At 34.2% G+C, this 20,064-nt stretch carries 9 protein-coding genes, 1 pseudogene and 1 other annotated feature; of the genes and pseudogenes, 2 read left to right on the top strand and 8 right to left on the bottom strand.

Annotated features, from left to right (window positions below):
* Positions 1-49: 49 nt before the first annotated feature.
* The 8 genes and pseudogenes from EQ029_RS12915 to EQ029_RS05390 form a co-directional block, all read right to left on the bottom strand.
* Positions 50-2,692 carry a DUF1542 domain-containing protein gene (locus tag EQ029_RS12915; RefSeq protein ID WP_115172237.1) on the bottom strand — a complete coding sequence of 881 codons (2,643 nt, stop codon included), beginning with the start codon at positions 2,690-2,692 and terminating at the stop codon, positions 50-52.
* A complete protein-coding gene (locus EQ029_RS12910; protein ID WP_428843962.1) occupies positions 2,689-6,744 on the bottom strand; it encodes a SasC/FmtB family protein in 4,056 nt (1,351 codons plus the stop codon). Before EQ029_RS12910 ends, EQ029_RS12915 begins: the two co-directional genes overlap by 4 nt.
* 350 nt (positions 6,745-7,094) lie before the next feature.
* Positions 7,095-7,185 (bottom strand): annotated as a pseudogene (locus EQ029_RS12905) (YSIRK-type signal peptide-containing protein); the annotation flags it as partial.
* A gap of 287 nt (positions 7,186-7,472) precedes the next feature.
* Positions 7,473-8,390 carry a DUF1542 domain-containing protein gene (locus EQ029_RS12750; protein WP_230197447.1) on the bottom strand — a complete coding sequence of 306 codons (918 nt, stop codon included), beginning with the start codon at positions 8,388-8,390 and terminating at the stop codon, positions 7,473-7,475.
* Positions 8,391-8,470: 80 nt separating this feature from the next.
* Complete coding sequence (locus tag EQ029_RS05405; protein WP_230197448.1) at positions 8,471-13,942, bottom strand: SasC/FmtB family protein; 5,472 nt, start codon at positions 13,940-13,942, stop codon at positions 8,471-8,473.
* A 226-nt stretch (positions 13,943-14,168) separates the two neighbouring features.
* Positions 14,169-14,480, bottom strand: coding sequence for a rhodanese-like domain-containing protein (locus EQ029_RS05400; RefSeq protein ID WP_016931328.1), 312 nt, complete (start codon positions 14,478-14,480; stop codon positions 14,169-14,171).
* Positions 14,481-14,500: 20 nt separating this feature from the next.
* Positions 14,501-16,915, bottom strand: a complete 2,415-nt coding sequence (leuS, locus tag EQ029_RS05395) for a leucine--tRNA ligase (protein ID WP_053031456.1) — start codon at positions 16,913-16,915, stop codon at positions 14,501-14,503.
* A gap of 46 nt (positions 16,916-16,961) precedes the next feature.
* Positions 16,962-17,147, bottom strand: a binding site (T-box leader).
* Between the two features lie 66 nt (positions 17,148-17,213).
* A complete protein-coding gene (locus tag EQ029_RS05390) occupies positions 17,214-18,401 on the bottom strand; it encodes an MDR family MFS transporter (RefSeq protein WP_011275463.1) in 1,188 nt (395 codons plus the stop codon).
* 110 nt (positions 18,402-18,511) lie between these two features.
* On the opposite strand from EQ029_RS05390, the gene mnmL reads away from it, so the two are divergent.
* Positions 18,512-19,471, top strand: coding sequence for a tRNA modification radical SAM protein MnmL/YtqA (gene mnmL / locus EQ029_RS05385; RefSeq protein WP_011275462.1), 960 nt, complete (start codon positions 18,512-18,514; stop codon positions 19,469-19,471).
* On the top strand, positions 19,468-20,028 hold the full coding sequence (mnmM, locus tag EQ029_RS05380; protein WP_011275461.1) for a tRNA 5-(aminomethyl)-2-thiouridylate-methyltransferase MnmM: 561 nt from the start codon (positions 19,468-19,470) through the stop codon (positions 20,026-20,028). The genes mnmL and mnmM overlap by 4 nt, the downstream gene beginning before the upstream one ends.
* Positions 20,029-20,064: the final 36 nt, after the last annotated feature.

The raw sequence follows: 20,064 nt of genomic DNA, 5'->3' as shown, positions 1-20,064 counted from the left end.
AGGGAGTTTACTATTCATCTTGCAATCCATTAAATATAAATGTGATTTTTTACTTCGACGCTCTTCTTCTCATTGATCTTAAAATTAAGAATAAACCACTTACAAATGTGAATGAAATTAATGGACTTGATGTATCATTATTTATACCAGTGTTTGGTAATTGATATCTTCCTTTTTCATTTCTAACTTTATGATAAGCTTTATTAGTTTTATGTTGCTCAGTAGTTATTATCACAGATGCATTTTCATTATTGATAAGTGATTTTTTATTATTTTGCTTGTTAATTTTAATATTTGCAAATTGAATTTTAACATCATTTACTATCTTATTTATTGTATTATTTCTTGAAGCAAGATCAATATCTTTGAATGATTTTTTAACTATTTGTTCAATGATGACTTTAATTCTATCTTTTTCCTCTTTTGAAACGCCATTCATATTATTTAATTTATTTTTCAATTGTCTAGCTATTTTTTCAATTTTTTTCTTTGCATTTAATTTAGCTTTATTTTCAGGTAAAGTTTTAGTAATTAATTTGCTATATTCTGCATCTATTTTAGTCACTTCATAAGATGTTTTAGCTTTTTCTATTTCAATTTTAGCTTTTTCAAAAAGTAGTTTAATCATTTGTTTTGCTTTGGCTTTTTCTTCTTCAGTTGCCAAATGATTAGAATCTATTTTTGTCATCTGTTGTTTGACTAATTCCTGTAAGTGCTTAATTGCTTTTGATTTTGCTGAATTATCAGCTTCAATATTATTGATGGCCGTTTTACCTACATCAATCGCATTATCGACTTCAGAGTTGTTAACCGCTTTATCTATCGCTTGTTTTATTGTTGTTGCGGCTTCATCTACTTTTGATTTTGCTGCTACTTTTTCTTCTTCTGTCGCATTTGAGTTTCGATCGATTTCTGCTTTCTTAGCTTGTGCAACGTTGTCTATTTCTGCTTTTGCTTGATCTTTTTTAACAACCGCTGGTTGCACTTGATTGATTGATTCGACTCCACTCTCTTTTGCTGCGTCCACTCCTACGTTATTTGTTGTTTGGTCTATCGCATTCTTAGCTGTTGTTACTGCTTCATCAACTTTAGCTTTTGCTGCTACCTTTTCTTCGTCTGTCGCATTAGGCGTTTGATCGATTTCTGCTTTCTTAGCTTCCGCCGCTTTATCGATCACCGCTTTTGCTTCATCTTTCTTAACAACCGTTGGTTGCACATTGTTGATTGAATCTACGCCATTTGTTTTCGCAGTGTCTACACCTGCGTTATTTGTTGCTTGGTCTATCGCATTCTTAGCTATTGTTACTGCTTCATCAACTTTAGCTTTTGCTGTTGCCTTCTCTTCATCTGTCGCATTAGGCGTATGGTCGATTGCTTCTTTCTTAGCTTCCGCTGCTTTGTCGATTTCTGCTTTTGCTTCGTCTTTCTTAACAACCGTTGGTTGCACATTGTTAATCGCATCTACACCGTTTGTTTTCGTAGTGTCTACGCCATTGTTATTTGTTGCTTGGTCTATCGCATTCTTAGCTGTTGTCACTGCTTCATCGACTTTCGCTTTTGCTGCTGCTTTTTCTTCGTCTGTCGCATTAGGCGTTTGATCGATTTCCGCTTTTTTAGCTCTAGCTGCATTTTCTATTGCTGTTTTTGCTTCGTCTTTCTTAACAACCATTGGTTGCACATTGTTGACCGCATCTACGCCATTTGTTTTCGCAGTGTCTACGCCATTGCTATTTGTTGCTTGGTCTATCGCATTCTTAGCTGTTGTCACTGCTTCATCGACTTTCGCTTTTGCTGCTGCCTTCTCTTCATCTGTCGCATTAGGCATTTGATCGATTTCTGCTTTTTTAGCTCTAGCTGCATTTTCTATTGCTGTTTTTGCTTCGTCTTTCTTAACAACCGTTGGTTGTACATTGTTAATCGCATCTACACCGTTTGTTTTCGCAGTGTCTACGCCATTATTAATTGTCGCTTGATCTATCGCATTCTTAGCTGTTGTCACTGCTTCATCGACTTTCGCTTTTGCTACTGCTTTTTCTTCGTCTGTCGCATTAGGCGTTTGATCAATTTCTGCTTTTTTAACTTCCGCTGCTTTGTCTATCGCTGTTTTCGCTTCATCTTTCTTAACAACCGTTGGTTGCACATTGTTAATCGCATCTACGCCGTTTGTTTTCGCAGTGTCTACGCCATTGTTATTTGTTGCTTGGTCTATTGCGTTCTTAGCTGTTGTCACTGCCTCATCGACTTTCGCTTTTGCTGCTACCTTTTCTTCATCTGTCGCATTAGGCGTTTGATCGATTTCTGCTTTCTTAGCTTCCGCCGCTTTATTGATTGCCGCTTTTGCTTCGTCTTTCTTAACAACCGTTGGTTGGATATTGTTAATTGAATCTAAACCATTTGATTTCGCAGTGTCTACACCGTCATTATTTGTTGCTTGGTCTATTGACGCTTTCTCATTATTTACTGCCTCATCGATTTTCGCTTTTGCTGCTGCTTTTTCTTCGTCTGTCGCGTTTGGTGTTTGGTCGATTTCCGCTTTTTTAGCTTCCGCCGCTTTATCTATTGCTGTTTTTGCTTCGTCTTTCTTAACAACCGTTGGTTGGATATTGTTAATCGTATCTACACCGTTTGTTTTCGCAGTGTCTACACCTGCATTATTTGTTGCTTGGTCTATCGCATTCTTAGCTGTTGTCACTGCTTCATCGACTTTCGCTTTTGCTGCTGCTTTTCTTCGTCTGTCGCGTTTGGTGTTTGGTCGATTTCCGCTTTCTTAGCTTCCGCCGCTTTATCAATCGCTGTTTTTGCTTCGTCTTTCTTAACAACCGTTGGTTGGATATTGTTAATTGAATCTAAACCATTTGATTTCGCAGTGTCTACACCTGCGTTATTTGTTACTTGGTCTATTGACGCTTTCGCATTATTTACGGCCTCATCGACTTTCGCTTTTGCTGCTGCCTTCTCTTCATCTGTCGCATCAGGTGTTTGATCGATTTCTGCTTTCTTAGCTTCGGCCGCTTTGTCTATCGCTGTTTTTGCTTCGTCTTTCTTAACAACCGTTGGTTGCACATTGTTAATCGCATCTACACCGTTTGTTTTCGTAGTGTCTACGCCATTGTTATTTGTTGCTTGGTCTATCGCATTCTTAGCTGTTGTCACTGCTTCATCGACTTTCGCTTTTGCTGCTGCCTTCTCTTCATCTGTCGCATTTGGTGTTTGATCGATTTCTGCTTTTTTAGCTTCCGCCGCTTTATCAATCGCTGTTTTTGCTTCGTCTTTCTTAACAACCGTTGGTTGTACATTGTTAATCGCATCTACACCGTTTGTTTTCGCAGTGTCTACGCCATTATTATTTGTCGCTTGATCTATCGCATTCTTAGCTGTTGTCACTGCTTCATCGACTTTCGCTTTTGCTACTGCTTTTTCTTCGTCTGTCGCATTAGGCGTTTGATCGATTTCCGCTTTTTTAGCTCTAGCTGCATTTTCTATTGCTGTTTTTGCTTCGTCTTTCTTAACAACCGTTGGTTGCACATTGTTGATTGAATCTACGCCATTTGTTTTCGCAGTGTCTACACCTGCGTTATTTGTTGCTTGGTCTATCGCATTCTTAGCTGTTGTTACTGCTTCATCAACTTTAGCTTTTGCTGCTGCCTTCTCTTCATCTGTCGCATTAGGTGTTTGATCGATTTCCGTTTTTTTAGCTTCCGCCGCTTTATCAATCGCTGTTTTTGCTTCGTCTTTCTTAACAACCGTTGGTTGCACATTGTTGATTGAATCTACGCCATTTGTTTTCGCAGTGTCTACGCCATTGTTATTTATCGCTTGATCGATTGACACTTTCGCATTATTTACTGCCTCATCGACTTTTGCTTTTGCTGCTGCCTTCTCTTCATCTGTCGCATTAGGCATTTGATCGATTTCTGCTTTTTTAGCTCTAGCTGCATTTTCTATTGCTGTTTTTGCTTCGTCTTTCTTAACAACCGTTGGTTGTACATTGTTAATCGCATCTACACCGTTTGTTTTCGCAGTGTCTACGCCATTATTATTTGTCGCTTGATCTATCGCATTCTTAGCTATTGTTACTGCTTCATCAACTTTAGCTTTTGCTGCTGCCTTCTCTTCATCTGTCGCATTAGGTGTTTGATCGATTTCCGTTTTTTTAGCTTCCGCGGCTTTATTGATCGCTACTTTTGCCTCATCTTTCTTAACAACCACTGGTTGAACGTGATTAATTGCGTCCGTTCCTTCAGATTTCGCAGTGTCTACGCCATTGTTATTTGTAGCTTGATCTATTGACGCTTTCGCATTATTTACGGCCTCATCGACTTTCGCTTTTGCTGCTGCCTTCTCTTCATCTGTCGCATCAGGTGTTTGATCGATTTCTGCTTTCTTAGCTTCGGCCGCTTTGTCTATCGCTGTTTTTGCTTCGTCTTTCTTAACAACCGTTGGTTGCACATTGTTAATCGTATCTACACCGTTTGTTTTTGCAGTGTCTACACCGTCATTATTCGTTGCTTGGTCTATCGCATTCTTAGCTGTTGTCACTGCTTCATCGACTTTTGCTTTTGCTGCTGCTTTTTCTTCGTCTGTTGCATTAGGCGTTTGATCAATTTCTGCTTTTTTAGAGTTAGCTTGATCTGTTATTATTTGTTTCGCTTGATTCTTTTTAATAGCATCAACTTGAACATTGTGAAGTTGGTTTAATGCTTTGTCTTTAGCAACCTTAACATCATCATTGTGAACGCCTCGTTCAATATTTAATCGTGCTTGCTTTGCAATTTCATCAATTTTGGCTTTAGTTTCATTTTTTTCTTCAATAGTTGCGCTATGATCATTATCAATTTCTGACATTTTAGAAGCAATAACTCTATCTAATTCCTGTCTTGCTTTATCTCTAGCAATCGCATGCGTTGAAATTTGACTAATGTTGTTACTATTAGAAGTTAAAACTGTTTCTACTAACTGATTAGTTGTAGCATTTCTTACAGCATTTTTAGCATTAGTTAGAGCTTCATTAACACTTGTTTTAGCTTCTTCTCTTTCTTCAAAAGTAGCATTCGTGTCATTTTCTATTTCAATAAGTTTTTCATCAGCTTTATCATTCAAAGATTGTATCGCTTGTTGCTTAATTGTCGGAATAACATCTATGGGACTAATATCAACGATTGCTTGCTTTTTTCTTTCAGAAATTTCATTTATATTTGTTGCGCTTTCAATATCTCTAACTTTTTCATCAAAAGTAGCCTTTAAAAGTGTTAATGCAGTATCTTTTTCTTCTCTTGTAGCGTCATTATTGTTATTAATTACCTCTTTACGTGACTTTGCGGCTTGATCAACATCTAATTTTGCTCTTTCTTTATCCAATCTTAAAGTCAAATCGTTAATCGTTGCTTGGTTTTTTCTATCATTGATAGGTGTATTATCATTTTCATTTAAAATTTGTCTTGATGCATTAAGCACATTTTGCATCGATGACCAAGCCTCTTGTGAATAATCACTTGGGTTCAGATGCTCTATTTGAGCACTTATTTGATTATATTTTTGTTGCAAATCAGTTTTATACATTTCCACCGTAACAGATTGTGTTGCGACAGTAACATTTCCTCTTCTTTGATTAGATTCAGTTTTAACATATTCGTTATAACCGCCATATCTGAAATAATTATCATCAGCATTAGATCCAAAATCACGACTTCCATTTCTTCTATTCATGTTTATGCCATCTGTAACATAAACTAGTGTAGCATCAAAATCTTTTTTGATGGGTTCTGAAGTTGGTAAAGAAACTGTATACGTAATGTTTTTAATTGTTCCTGGTTCAATTCTATCTACATTTAATGTTAATAATCTGTTCGATGAATTATAATTTGCTCTAGCATTTTGAGCTGATATGAATTGTACTCCTTCAGGTAAAACAACTTTATACTGTGTTTTATTTGAACGGGAATGACCTTTATTTTCTAGAGAAACTTCTAATGTAGCATTTATTAATGAGGTAGAAGTTGATGGTGATGTAACAGTGTATTTTGTTTGCGTAGTAGTAGCTTTTAAATAAGCACCACTATTGACTTTCACATCTGCTAATCCACTTCCTCCAAAGTTATTCTTCCCTTTTAAAATTCTACCTCCATTGGCACTTTCATAACTTCTCTTTTCAAATGTTTCAAACATAAATCTTAATCTCGATACATTATTAGGCACATTAAAAACACCTGTGAACACACCAAAGGATTTACTTGCTGTGTTTGGTCTACCAGAATAAAGTAAATCTGTAGGGTTATTAGAATCATAAATTGAAACTTTAACACCATTTATACCATTTGTGTTACCCATTGAAGTACCAATAAAATATAATTGAACTTCTGACCCTGGTGTTACATCAACATCTTGATAAATTGGACCTACAGTTTTATCTCCCGCTACGCCACCTAAATTATTTGGGTATTTTGAAAGTACTGCAGCAATTTTATTGTTTGTTTTATCAAAAACGTATGGATTATATGGTGGTAATGCTTTAGGTCCCCACACAAGAGGAATTTCTGTTTGATCATTATCTTTCACATGCCATCCAGTGATTTTACCTGCTTGGTTCATTTCAGACACTGTTTGATTAGTAGGAATAACTGCACCATTAGACGTATCTGTAAAAGTACCGTTAATAATTTGACCAGAATTAGTTTCATTTATACTCATTTGGTCTTGGTTATTATCAACATTGTTATCAGTAGATCGCTTTGTTCTTTTATGAATTGATTTATTTTCATTAAATGTATTATTGCTATCATTTTTCGAAATATTTTGATGTGATAATTCTGGTTCTATAGTTTTTTCGTCTTGATTTGTCTCTATAGAATTTTCCTTAATCTCTTCATTATCTATTCTATATGTACCATTAGCATTATCTACTTTAGAATTAATTTCGCTATTATTAATTTTAATAGCGGTTGCTATTTCTTTTATAGAATCATTACTATTTTTTTCGTTTTCTATGTAATTATCATTATTATGTATTGATTTATCATCAGTTTGAGATTTAACATTTTGCGAGGTAGCTTGCGAAGAATTACTTTCTTCTTCTTGAGTTGCTGCATGACCTGGATGTGATAAGAAAGTCAGTGTAGCTATGACAGTGGAAAATATTCCTACACTAAATTTACGAATACTAAATTTCTGTTTTTTAAAAAGATTCATTATTGTCCTCCTTGATGTTCTTGTCTTGTTGTAATAGTAATAATGAATAGTAATGTATATTGATATTAAATTGTATTATATGATTTTATGCAATTGTTATCATACCTTTTTATAATATCAAATATCATCTGAAATAACCAGAATAAATTTTTCATTAAATAAGATTTTCGTATAGCATAAAGCTTTTAAAAATTATATTTTAAATAATTACATGTTGTTTTCAAATTAATACTAAAAAATCAGACCCCACTATTATGTGAAGTCTGATTTCCAAATAAATTCATTGATTAACTATTTTCTTTGTTTCTTTTTCTATTTTTCAAGAATAAGAATAAACCACTTATCAATGCTAAACCTGCTAATGGTGATTGATTTTGACCTTCTTTACCAGTGCTTGGCAATTTAATAGAATCTTTGTTATTACCTGAGCTAGTATTATAATTATCACTTGAATTATTATTTCTATACCCATCATTATTATTGCCACTTGCTAAAGCTTTCTTACCTTTTGAAACTTCTGGGTTTACCTTTTCTATTTCTTCAATAGCTTTATTTGTAATTGAATCAACGTCGTTGTTATTAATATCATTATCTAATTTTTCTAAAGCATTTTTAACAATTTCATCAATCATGTTCTTCGCTTTATTTTTTTGTTCGTCTGTTAAACCTACTAATGCATCAATTTTAGCTTTTTGCTTTCTAGCTACATTTAAGATAGTCTCTTGAGCCTTAGGTTTTTTAACAATTTTAACTTTAACTTCTTTTAATTTAGAAGTAAAAGTAACTTGAACTTTATCAACATCGTCATTACTATTTGCATTGTCTATTGCTTTATTAGCTTTATCGATTATTTTATCAACTTCTGCTTTTGCTGCGTCTTTTTCTTCTTTAGTTGCTTTATTATCCTTATCGATTTCTGCTTTTTTAGCTTTCGCTTGATCTAAAAGTGTTTGTTTCACAACAGTTTTCTTAGTAGTATCAGGTTGTATTTTTTTAATGATGTTACTACTGCTATTTTTAGCTTGATCTACATCATTATTAGTAGCTCCTTTATCTATATTATCTTTAGCTTTTTTAGCTTCTTCATCTACTTTTGATTTTGCTGAGTCTTTTTCTTCTCTAGTCGCATTGTGATTATTATCAATCTCTGATTTTTTAGCTTTCACTAATTCATCAATCGCTTTTTTAGCTGCGTCTTTTTTCACTACTTCAACTACAACACTATTAATGCCATTTGTACCTTTATCTTTGACCTGATCAACATCACTATTTGTAGAAGCTTGATCTATCTCTTTTTTTCTTTAGTGACTTCTTCATCTACTTTTGATTTTGCTGCATCTTTTTCTTCTTTTGTTGCATTAGGTGTTTGATCTATTAAATCTTTTTTAGCTTTTGCTACTTCATCTATTGCTTGTTTAGCTTCTGGTTTTTTAATTGTTTCAGGTTGAATAGGAGCAATAGCTGTATGACCATTATTATTACCTTGGTCAACTTGGTCATTAGTAGTTGCTTGATCAATAGCACTTTTAGCTTTAGTAACTTCTTCATCTACTTTTGATTTTGCTACATCTTTTTCTTCTTTTGTTGCATTTGTGTTATTATCAATTTCTTGTTTCTTAGCTTTAGCGACTTCGTCAATTGCGCGTTTCGCTTCTGCCTTTTTAATGGTATCAGGTTGAATTGCTGTAATAGTTGTAACGCCTTGAGTTTTAGCTTGATCTACTGCTTCATTTGTTGTCGCATTATCAATAGATTGTTTTGCTTTTGTTGCTTCTTCATCTACTTTCGCTTTAGCTGCATCTTTTTCTTCTTTAGTTGCTTCTTGATTTTGATCAATTTCAGCCTTTTTAGCTATTACTTCATCATCAATTGCGCGTTTTGCTTCTGACTTTTTAACAACGTCTGGTTGAATTTTTGTTATAGCTGAAGCACCGTCTGTTTTAGCTTGATCGACATCATTATTCGTTGTAGATTGGTCAATGTTATTTTTAGCTTTTGTTGCTTCTTCATCTACTTTTGCTTTCGCTGCGTCTTTTTCTTCTTTAGTAGCTTCTTGATTTTGATCAATTTCTGCTTTTTTAGCAGTCACTGCATCATCAATTGCTTGTTTTGCTTCTGCTTTTTTAACAACTTCTGGTTGGATTGAAGAAATTGTTGTTTCACCTGATGTTTTTGCTTGATCTACACCATTATTAGTAGAAGCTTGATCAATCGCTGCTTTTGCTTTTGTTGCTTCTTCATCTACTTTTGTTTTAGCAGCATCTTTTTCTTCTTGTATAGCATTTTCATTATTATCAATTTCTTGTTTCTTAGCTGACACTGCCACATCGATGGCTTGTTTCGCCTCAGCTTTTTTAATAGCTTCTGGTTCTATTGAAGAAATTATTGTAGTTCCATTCGTTTTTGCTTGGTCAACATCATTATTTGTGTTGGCTTTATCGATTGCTGACTTAGCTTTTGTTACTTCTTCGTCAACTTTAGCTTTCGCTGCATCTTTCTCTTCTTGTGTAGCATCAGAAACTTGATCTATTGCTGCTTTTTTAGCTGTAGCAGCATCATCGATTGCTTGTTTCGATTCAGCTTTTTTGATTGCTTCAGGTTGAATTTTGTTAATAGCAGTTATTTCATTATCTCGAGTTTCGTGTACAGCATCATTAGTACTAGCTTGATCTATAAGTTGTTTCGCTTTAGTAGCTTCTTCATCTACTTTTGCTTTAGCTGCATCTTTTTCTTCTTGTGTAGTAGTACCATCTTGATCTATGGCGTTCTTTTTGGCTGTAACAGTATCATCAATCGCTTGCTTCGCTTTAATTTTTTCTATTGATTCTGGTTGAATATTATTAATAGTAGTTACACCAGAGTCTTTCGCTTGATCTACCGCGTCATTCGTAGTCGATGAATCAATTGCTCGTTTTGCTTTAGCTACTTCTTCATCCACTTTTGCTTTTGCTGCATCTTTTTCTTCTTGTGTAGCTGTTGGATGTTGGTCAATTTCATTTTTCTTAGCTGCTGCATCATCAATTGCTTGTTTAGCATTTGCTTTTTTAACTGCATCTACTTGAATACCTGCTATTGTAGCAGTTTCAGAATTTTGTACTTGATCTACATCATTATTTGAATTTGCTTGAGTAATTGCATCTTTCGCTTTTTGTACTTCAGCATCTACCTTAGCTTTTGCTGCGTCTTTTTCTTCTTGTGTAGCTGTTGGGTGTTGATCAATTTCTTGTTTCTTAGCTGTTGCTGCATCATCAATTGCTTTTCTTGCTGCTGCTTTTTTAACAATATCAGGCTGAATTACTGAAATTGAATTGTTGCCTAAGTCTCTCGTTTGGTCTACACCATCATTCGTTGTTGCTTGATCAATCGCTGTTTTAGCTTTAGCAGCTTCGACATCTACTTTTGCTTTTGCTACGTCTTTCTCTTCTTGAGTTGCATCACTATTATTGTCAATTGCTGCTTTTTTAGCATTTGCACTATCATCTATTGCTTGTTTTGCTGACGATTTCTTAATCGTATCAGGTTGTATTCCTTCAATAGTTGTTACACCAGATGATTTGGCTTGCTCTACATCGTTGTTTGTAGTAGCTTGATCAATCGCTGCTTTTGCTTTGGTAGCTTCAGCATCAACTTTATCTTTAGCTGCCTGTTTTTCTTCATCTGTAGCATCGGCAACAGTATCAATTGCTGCTTTCTTAGCAACGACTTCATCATCAATTGCTTTTCTTGCTGCTGCTTTTTTAGTAACTTCTGGTTGTATACCAGTAATAGTCGAAGTACCGCTATTTTGTTCTTGGTCTACATTATCATTTGTTGTTGCTTGTGTAATTGCTTGTTTTGCAGCTGTTACAGCTGCATCAACTTTCGCTATTGCTGCATCTTTTTCTTCTTGTGTTGCATCTGACGTATTATTTATCGCTTCTTTTTTAGCAGTTGCTGCATCATCAATCGCTTTTCTTGCTGCTGCTTTCTTCACCGTATCAGGAAGTATTCCAGAAATAATTGTAGTATTATTGTTTGTTGCTTCATCTACAGCATTATTTGTAGTTGCAGCATCTATGGCAGCTTTAGCTTGTTTTGCTGCTTCATCAATTTTGGCTAAAGCTACATCTTTCTCTTCTTGAGTGGCTTCATTGTTATTATTGACTAATGATTTTTGGTTTAAGACTGCTGTATCAATTGCTTGTTTTGCATCTGATTTTTTAACTATTTCAGGTTGAATATTATTAATTGAACTAATACTGTGCGCTTGTACTTCATCAACACCATCATTATTTGTAGATTGGTCAATAAGTCTATCAGCATTTCTAACTTCATCTGTAACTCTTTGAATCGCTGCATCTTTTTCTTCTTGTGTTGCATCACTATTTTGATTAATTAGCGCCTTTTTGGCTTCTGCAGCTTGTTCTATAGCTTTTTTTGCATTTGCTTTTTTGATTACATCAGCATCAATACTATTAATGATGTTGATGCCATTAGTTTGAGCTTGATCTACGTCATTATTAGATGTAGATTGATCAATTAACGCTTTCGCTTTATTAGCTTCTTCAGTTACTTTAGCCATAGCGACATCTTTTTCTTCCTGAGTAGCATCATAGTGACTATCGATAAAAACTTTGCGATCCGTTAAAGCTGCCTCAATTGCTTGTTTCGCAGCGGCTTTCTTAGTTGCACGTACATTAATTGAATTAATTTGGGCGATACTGCTTTCTTTTAAAGGAGCGATATCACTACTACTAATTAAATTATCAATTTCACCTTTTTTCTCATTATATTTATTTTGTAGTTTAGTTAAAGCGACTTGTTTTTCTTCAGTAGTAGCTTCAGTGTTATTATTAATGACATTTTCTCTAGCTTTAGCAGCTTTATCTACATCAAATTTTGCTTTTGCTTTTTCCAAGTTTAATAATAAATTATTAATTTCAGCTTGATTCTTTCTATCTGTTATTGGGGTTGCATCAGTTTCATTTTTAACAACTTTTGCGTTTGTAAGTGCTGTTTGTAAGTTGTTCCAAGCCTCTACGGAATAATCATTTTGATTTGCTTGAGCAAGTTCTGTTTCAATTTCACTTATTTTATTATTGATAGCATCTTTATACATGAAGACAGTGACAGATTGTGTTGGTGCATTTGTAGTACCTTGTCTTTGATCACTCTCAGCGATAATAAACTCATTATTACCACCATATCGAAGGTAGTTATTATCACCAGGTGTTTGCGTAGCAAGGTCTCTTGAACCATTTTTTCGGTTCATATTAATACCTTCAGTTTGATAGATTAGATTCGCATTAAAATCTTTTTTAATTGGTACTGAAGTAGGTAATGATACAGTATAAGAAACGTCTCTTGTTGTACCAGCATCTATTGGATTAATACTAAGTGTCAATTCTCTTGTATCTTCATTAAATGAACCAGTTGCATTTTCAGCAGTTACAAAAGTTGCCCCTTCTGGTAATACAACTTTATATTGAGTTTTGTTAGAACTTGAATGACCTTTATTTTCAATAGAAAAATTTAATTTAGCATTAACATTAGGTGATGTCGCAGAAGTAGAGTTTGCTTGATATTCTGTTTGAGCTGGACTCACTTTTAAGTATGCACCAGTATTAACAGAAACATCAGCAACTACACCACCACCAAAGTTATTTGGGCCCTTAAGTAATCGATGTCCACTATAAGTGTCATGACTTACATTTACTAAAGATTCAAATTGTACTCTAATTCTTGAGATATTATCAGGTACATTAAATACCCCTTTAAAAATACCAAAAGGTTGGCTACTTGTTTTAGGTGTACCTTTATATAATAAAGTTGAAGGATTATTTGCATCATAGACAAATAAACGAGCACTGTTAAATCCTGAAATATTTCCCATAGAAGTACCAATAAAATGGAATTGCAATTCAGAACCTGGTGTAACATCGATATCTTGATAAATCGGACCTACATTATTATCGGGTCTACCATACGATAAGTTATCACTATACTTAGATAATACAGCACCAATTTTGTTATTAGTCTTATCGAAAGTGACATACGTGTATGATGGTAAAACTTTAGGTCCCCACACCAATGGGATTTGTGTCTGTTGACTATTTACTACTTGCCATCCTGGTATTGTGCTTGCAGCATCCATAGCAGATTCTGTAGCAGCCGTTGGAATTTCCGCACCGTTAGATGTATCAGTAAAATTACCATTAACAATCTGTCCAGAGTTTGTTTCATTGATTGCCATTGGATCTGGTTGAGTTTGAGGATTTGAAGATGTATCATTCGCATCACGTTTCACTCGTTTGTGTTTGGCCTTAATACTCTTTCCATTTGATAATGTTTTTTCTTCTGTTGATGGTTGATTAGTGTCAACATTATTAGCTTCGGACTTTGTCTCAGCTAAATCTTTGTTTGAATTTTTATTGTTACTTAAAGTTTCAGACTTGCTCGATTTAGCACTTGTATCATCAACTGAGTTTTGTTTTGGTGCAGGATTATTATCTGCTTTCGTTTCCACTTTAGAAGATGGGTAGCTTGTGTCTTCTTTAGATTCTACTTGTGAAGATGCATTGTCTGGAGCAGTTGATTTTTGATTAGTATCATCTGTACCGCTTGTTTCAGTAACCTTTTGTTGAGCAGATTGACTTTGCTCATCCAATTCAGCTGCATGTCCTGTATGTGTGATAAATGATAATGTAGCAATCACTGTTGAGAACGTACCAACTGTAAATTTACGTATACTGAATTTTTGTTTTTTAAATAGATTCATTAAATATCCTCCTTGTAGTCTGATCTTGATGTCATTGATTTAATGAATTAGTCAAAATATAGTCTAAATCCTATTTGACGATTTACTAAATTATTCTATCACTATTAATTATTGTACGCTAGTGTATTTTAAATTATTATGATGAATATTTTATAAAATATAATTTAGTCCTCTTAAAAATCAAAAAAGCGACTGACATTTGAATTTGTCAGTCGCTTATGCATGATTAAATACTATTTATTTCTGTACCTGCAGTGCCCCATTCGTTCATACCACCTTCTACATTAATAGCATGAATATCATGGTCTTCTAAATATTTCACAACTTTTGCACTACGCATTCCTGCGGCACAAATAATATAATATGTTTCATTCTTATTAAATTGATTTAAGTTGTCAGGAATTTGATCCATAGGAATTGTTTTTGCTCCAGGAATAACTCCCATTGCAGTTTCTTCATCTGTACGAACGTCTACAATATTCACTGGATTAGACTCTAATACTTTTTCTTTTAATTGATCTACTGTAATAGATTCCATTTCTAAAACTCCTTATATTATTATTTTGCAACGATATTAACAAGTTTTTGAGGGACTGCGATTACTTTTTTAATGTCTTTACCCTCAATAGATAGTTTAACATTTTCATCTTTTAATGCTAATGCTTCCATTTCATCTTTGGAAGTATCTTTAGGTATATTTAATTTTGCTCTTACTTTACCATTAACTTGTACTACAATTTCAACCTCTGAATCTACAAGTAAAGATTCATCATAAGTTGGCCATGGTTGATAAGTAATAGTGTCTTCATTACCTAAGCGGTCCCATAATTCTTCACCAATATGTGGCGCAATTGGAGCCAACATTTTTACAAAGCCTTCAGCATATGGTTGATAAATCGTTTCTGCTTTATAGCAATCATTAATAAATACCATTAATTGACTTATCGCAGTATTAAAGTTTAATGTGTTGAAGTCTTCTGTAACTTTTTTAACAGTTTGGTTATACACTTTATCTAATCCATTATCATTATTTTCAACTATTTTATTTGATAATGAACCGTCTTCATTGATGAATAGTCTCCAAACACGGTCTAAGAAACGTCTTGAACCATCAAGACCATTTTCACTCCATGCAATTGCTGCATCTAATGGTCCCATAAACATTTCATATAAACGCAATGTATCAGCACCATGTGAATCTACAATATCATCAGGGTTAACTACATTCCCTTTAGACTTACTCATTTTCTCGTTACCTTCTCCAAGTATCATGCCTTGGTTAAATAATTTTTGGAAAGGTTCTTTCGTAGGCACGACACCTAAATCATAAAGCACTTTGTGCCAGAATCTAGCATATAGTAGATGGAGTACGGCATGCTCTACCCCACCAATATATAAATCTACTGGTAACCAATGTTTTAATTTTTCTGGGTCAGCTAACATATTACTATTATGTGGATCGATATATCTTAAATAATACCAACAACTTCCAGCCCATTGTGGCATAGTATTAGTTTCACGACGACCTTTCATTCCAGTCTTTTCATCAATTACATTTACAAACTCGTCGATATTAGCTAATGGTGATTCACCTGTACCTGAAGGTTTAATTTCATCAGTTTCTGGTAGTAAAAGTGGTAACTCTTCTTCTGGAACTGTAGTCATAGTACCATCTTCCCAGTGAATAACTGGTATTGGTTCTCCCCAATAACGTTGTCTGCTGAATAACCAATCTCTTAGTTTGTAGTTTACTTTCTTTTCGCCTGCACCTTTAGCAACTAATAGTTCAATTGCTTTAGAGATCGCCGTTTCATTATCTAATCCATTTAATTCACCTGAATTAATATGTTCACCAACACCTGTGTATGCTTCTTTTTGAATATCTCCACCAGCAATCACTTCGTTAATTGGTAAATTAAATTTAGATGCAAATTCATAATCACGTTCGTCATGCGCAGGTACAGCCATGACTGCGCCTGTACCATAACTAGATAGTACATAATCTGCAATCCAAATTGGCAATTTCTTACCTGTTAATGGATTTATAGCATAAGCACCTGTGAACACACCAGATTTATCTTTAGCTAAATCTGTACGCTCAAGGTCAGATTTTTTAGATGAGTCTTCTTGATATTTTTTAACCGCTTCTAATTTGTCTTCAGACGTAATTTCATTTACTAATGAATGTTCAGGACTTAATACTAGGAAAGTCGTACCATAAATTGTGTCCGGTCTTGTAGTAAACACATCAATACTTTCATCACTGTTATCTACTTTAAAAGATACACTTGCACCTTCTGAACGTCCAATCCAATTACGTTGCATGTCTTTAATAGATTCTGGCCAGTCAAGTTCATCTAAATCTTCTAATAATCGGTCAGCATATTCAGTAATTTTTAATACCCATTGCTTCATAGGTCGTCTATATACTGGGTGTCCTCCTCGTTCAGATACGCCATCAACGACCTCTTCGTTTGATAGAACAGTTCCCAATGCTGGACACCAGTTTACAGCAACTTCATCAACATAGGCTAAGCCTTTATTATACAATTGGATAAAAATCCATTGTGTCCATTTGTAATATTCAGGATCTGTAGTATTTACTTCTCTATCCCAATCATAACTGAAACCTAATTCTTGAATTTGACGTTTAAACGTTTGAATATTTTGCTTAGTAAATTCCCTAGGGTCATTACCAGTATCTAATGCATATTGTTCAGCAGGTAATCCAAAAGCATCCCATCCCATTGGATGTAGTACATTATAACCTTGCATACGTTTATATCTAGATACAATATCAGTAGCTGTGTAACCTTCTGGGTGCCCTACATGTAAACCCGCACCAGATGGATAAGGGAACATATCTAATGCATAAAATTTCTTTTGTCCTAAATTATCACTCGTTTTAAACGTTTTGTTGTCTGCCCAATAATTTTGCCATTTTTTCTCAATTTCCTTATGATTATATCCCAAATCTTTTTCCTCCTATAAATAAAAAACACCTCAAACTATTATTTATTACAGGGACGACTTCTTGCCGCGGTACCACCCTAATTCACATAATATGTGCACTTTATAATAGTAAGAGATGTTTATAATTTAATCGAATAACGGTAAGTTCACTTAATTCTTAACACTAGTTTTCACCACCACTAGCTCTCTGATGAAAAGTACTTAAGTTACTACTCCAATACATTTTAATATTATGAGATTCAAGCACTAATTGCAAGTGGTAGTTACTATTTTATTTCAACTCATGTATATATCATATCTATCTAGATTGTCGTGATTGTTTTCCTTTAGGTAGACCTTTGTCAAAGATTGAAAGGAAGATAATTCCAACAATTAATAAGAACATGATGCCAATGAACATCGCACTCATATTGAAAGTATCAACCAATACACCACCTATTAGTGGTCCAAATGCTTTACCAACAGTTGAAGCTGAATTAACGACTCCTTGATATTGACCCTGTTTTCCTTCTGGTGCCAGATAATTAGCTATAGTTGGTACTGCTGGCCAAACAAACATTTCACCAAAAGTTAATATAATCATTCCTATTAAAAATACAGTAAATTGTTCAGCAAAACTAGTTACAAAGAAAGACAGCATAAAAATTAAAATACCAACTAACATTTGATATTTTAAATTCCCTTTTAATAAAATAATTGCTGGTCTTATTAACGGTTGAGCAACTAAAATCATAATACCGTTAACTGTCCATAATATACTGTATTGTGACATAGAAATATTTAATTCTTGTGTAAATGATGCAATTGTAGTTTCCCATTGAATGTAAGCAATCCAACAAATAGCAAACATTACACATAATAATAAGAGTGCAATAAAGCGTTTTTTATTTTCTTTACTATGAATGTCTAGGCTGTCTGGTGTTCTAATTTTAGCGTGATATTCAAGATTAAATTGCGTTATCGCTACAATCCCAAATAAGACGTACATAATCAGGTTAGCTAAGAAAATATAATTAAAGCTTAACTCAGCAACGAAACCACCCATTGCTGCGCCTGTTGCTACACCAATGTTTTGAGCTAAGTATATTGCATTGAATGTCGTTCTCCCCCCGTTAGGCCAAACTGCACCAGCCATTGCATAAATTGCGGGAACTATCATTCCGCCACCAAAGCCTAACAATACTAACCAAATCGCATACCATGGCCAACCATGGAAGAAGTTTAAAAGTGTAGTACTGATTAAACATGTAACGGTACCTATCATTATTGTTCGATAACCACCTAACTTGTCGAACAATGAACCTCCTAGTAAATTTCCGACTACCATTCCAAATGAATTAACCATTAGAACAATCGCAGCAATTGTCAGGCTCTTACCAAGCTCTTCTTTCATATAAATTGTGTTTAAAGGCCATAAAAAGCTAGAGCCAGTTATATTTAGCGCCATGCCTATAACTAGCCACCATACTGATCTAGGTATATTCATATTTATTAGTCCCCTCTTTATATTTTTGTTGAACTACATTAAACACTATAACATTAAAGTATGTTAAAATCTTTACTTAGAACTAAGTTAGATAGAAAGGAAAATGTGTTATGGGTAACTATTTCCCGTATGCCTTTGAAAATAAACGATATCATACATGGAATTATCATTTAAAAAATAAATTTGGTCAAAAGATTTTTAAAGTAGCACTTGATGGTGGATTTGACTGTCCTAACCGTGATGGCACTGTTGCACATGGTGGGTGCACGTTCTGTTCAGCCGCAGGTAGCGGTGACTTTGCTGGCAACAGAGCTGATCCAATTGAAGTTCAATTTCAACAAATTAAAGATAGAATGCATGAAAAATGGAGTGAGGGTAAATATATTGCTTACTTCCAAGCCTTTACTAACACTCATGCGCCTGTAGAAGTTCTTAAAGAAAAATATGAACCTGTCCTAAAGGAAGAAGGCGTAGTTGGTTTGTCAATTGCAACAAGACCAGACTGTTTACCTGATGATGTTGTAGAGTATTTAGCCGAACTAAATGAACGTACTTATTTATGGGTGGAATTAGGTTTACAAACTGTTCATCAAGAAACTACAGATTTAATTAATCGTGCTCATGATATGCAAACATATTACGATGGTGTTGCTAAATTAAGAAAGCACAACATTAATGTGTGTACGCATATTATTAATGGATTACCAGGTGAAGACTATGAAATGATGATGGAAACAGCACGTGAAGTGGCTCAAATGGATGTTCAAGGCATAAAAATACATTTACTTCATTTATTAAAAGGGACACCAATGGTTAAACAGTATGAAAAAGGAATGCTCGAGTTTATGTCGCAAGAGAATTATACCAAGTTAGTCTGTGATCAATTAGAAATTTTACCACCAGAAATGATTATTCATCGAATTACTGGAGATGGTCCAATTGATTTAATGGTGGGCCCTATGTGGAGTGTTAATAAATGGGAAGTTTTAAATGAAATTGATGATGAATTAGCACGACGCAATTCATATCAAGGTAAACATTATTCATCTGAAGTAAAGGTTAAATCATGAAATTAGAACGAATTCTCCCCTTTTCAAAAACGTTAATAAAAGAACATATTAAGCAAGATAGTATTGTCATTGATGCTACTTGTGGCAATGGTAACGACACGTTATTTCTTGCACAGCAAGTTTCTAATGGCCATGTTTTTGGTTTCGATATACAAGATACAGCAATCCAATCAACTTTCGAAAAAGTAAAAGCATTTAATAATGTAACATTAATTCAAGATGGCCATGAGAACATTAAGAAACATATTGACATTCAATTTAAAGGTCAAATAGATGCGGCAATTTTTAATCTTGGTTATTTACCTAAGGGTGATAAATCTATTGTTACAAGACCTGAAACTACAATTAAAGCAATAAATGCTATTTTTGATTATTTAAGTGTCGAGGGAATTATAGTGCTAGTTATATATCATGGGCATGCTGAAGGACAAGTTGAACGAGATGCCTTATTAGATTTTTTAGAACATTTTGATCAAGAGAAAGCTCATATTCTTAAATATCAATTTATGAATCAAGTGAATCACGCGCCATTTATATGTGCGATTGAGAAACGCTAAACCTAACATCATCATCATCTCTAACAAAATTTTAAA

It is taken from the genome of Staphylococcus haemolyticus (assembly GCF_006094395.1).
Taxonomy (GTDB): Bacteria; Bacillota; Bacilli; order Staphylococcales; family Staphylococcaceae; genus Staphylococcus; species Staphylococcus haemolyticus.
Note: the sequence above shows the minus strand (reverse complement) of the source record. Positions and strands in the feature narration are given on the sequence as shown.

What these genes read in the sequence shown, in the direction of transcription:
- EQ029_RS05405 (WP_230197448.1), bottom strand. Translation starts at nt 13,942, where the DNA reads ATGAATCTATTTAAAAAACAAAAATTCAGTATACGTAAATTTACAGTT.
- mnmL (WP_011275462.1), top strand. Translation starts at nt 18,512, where the DNA reads ATGGGTAACTATTTCCCGTATGCCTTTGAAAATAAACGATATCATACA.
- mnmM (WP_011275461.1), top strand. Translation starts at nt 19,468, where the DNA reads ATGAAATTAGAACGAATTCTCCCCTTTTCAAAAACGTTAATAAAAGAA.
- EQ029_RS05400 (WP_016931328.1), bottom strand. Translation starts at nt 14,480, where the DNA reads ATGGAATCTATTACAGTAGATCAATTAAAAGAAAAAGTATTAGAGTCT.
- EQ029_RS05390 (WP_011275463.1), bottom strand. Translation starts at nt 18,401, where the DNA reads ATGAATATACCTAGATCAGTATGGTGGCTAGTTATAGGCATGGCGCTA.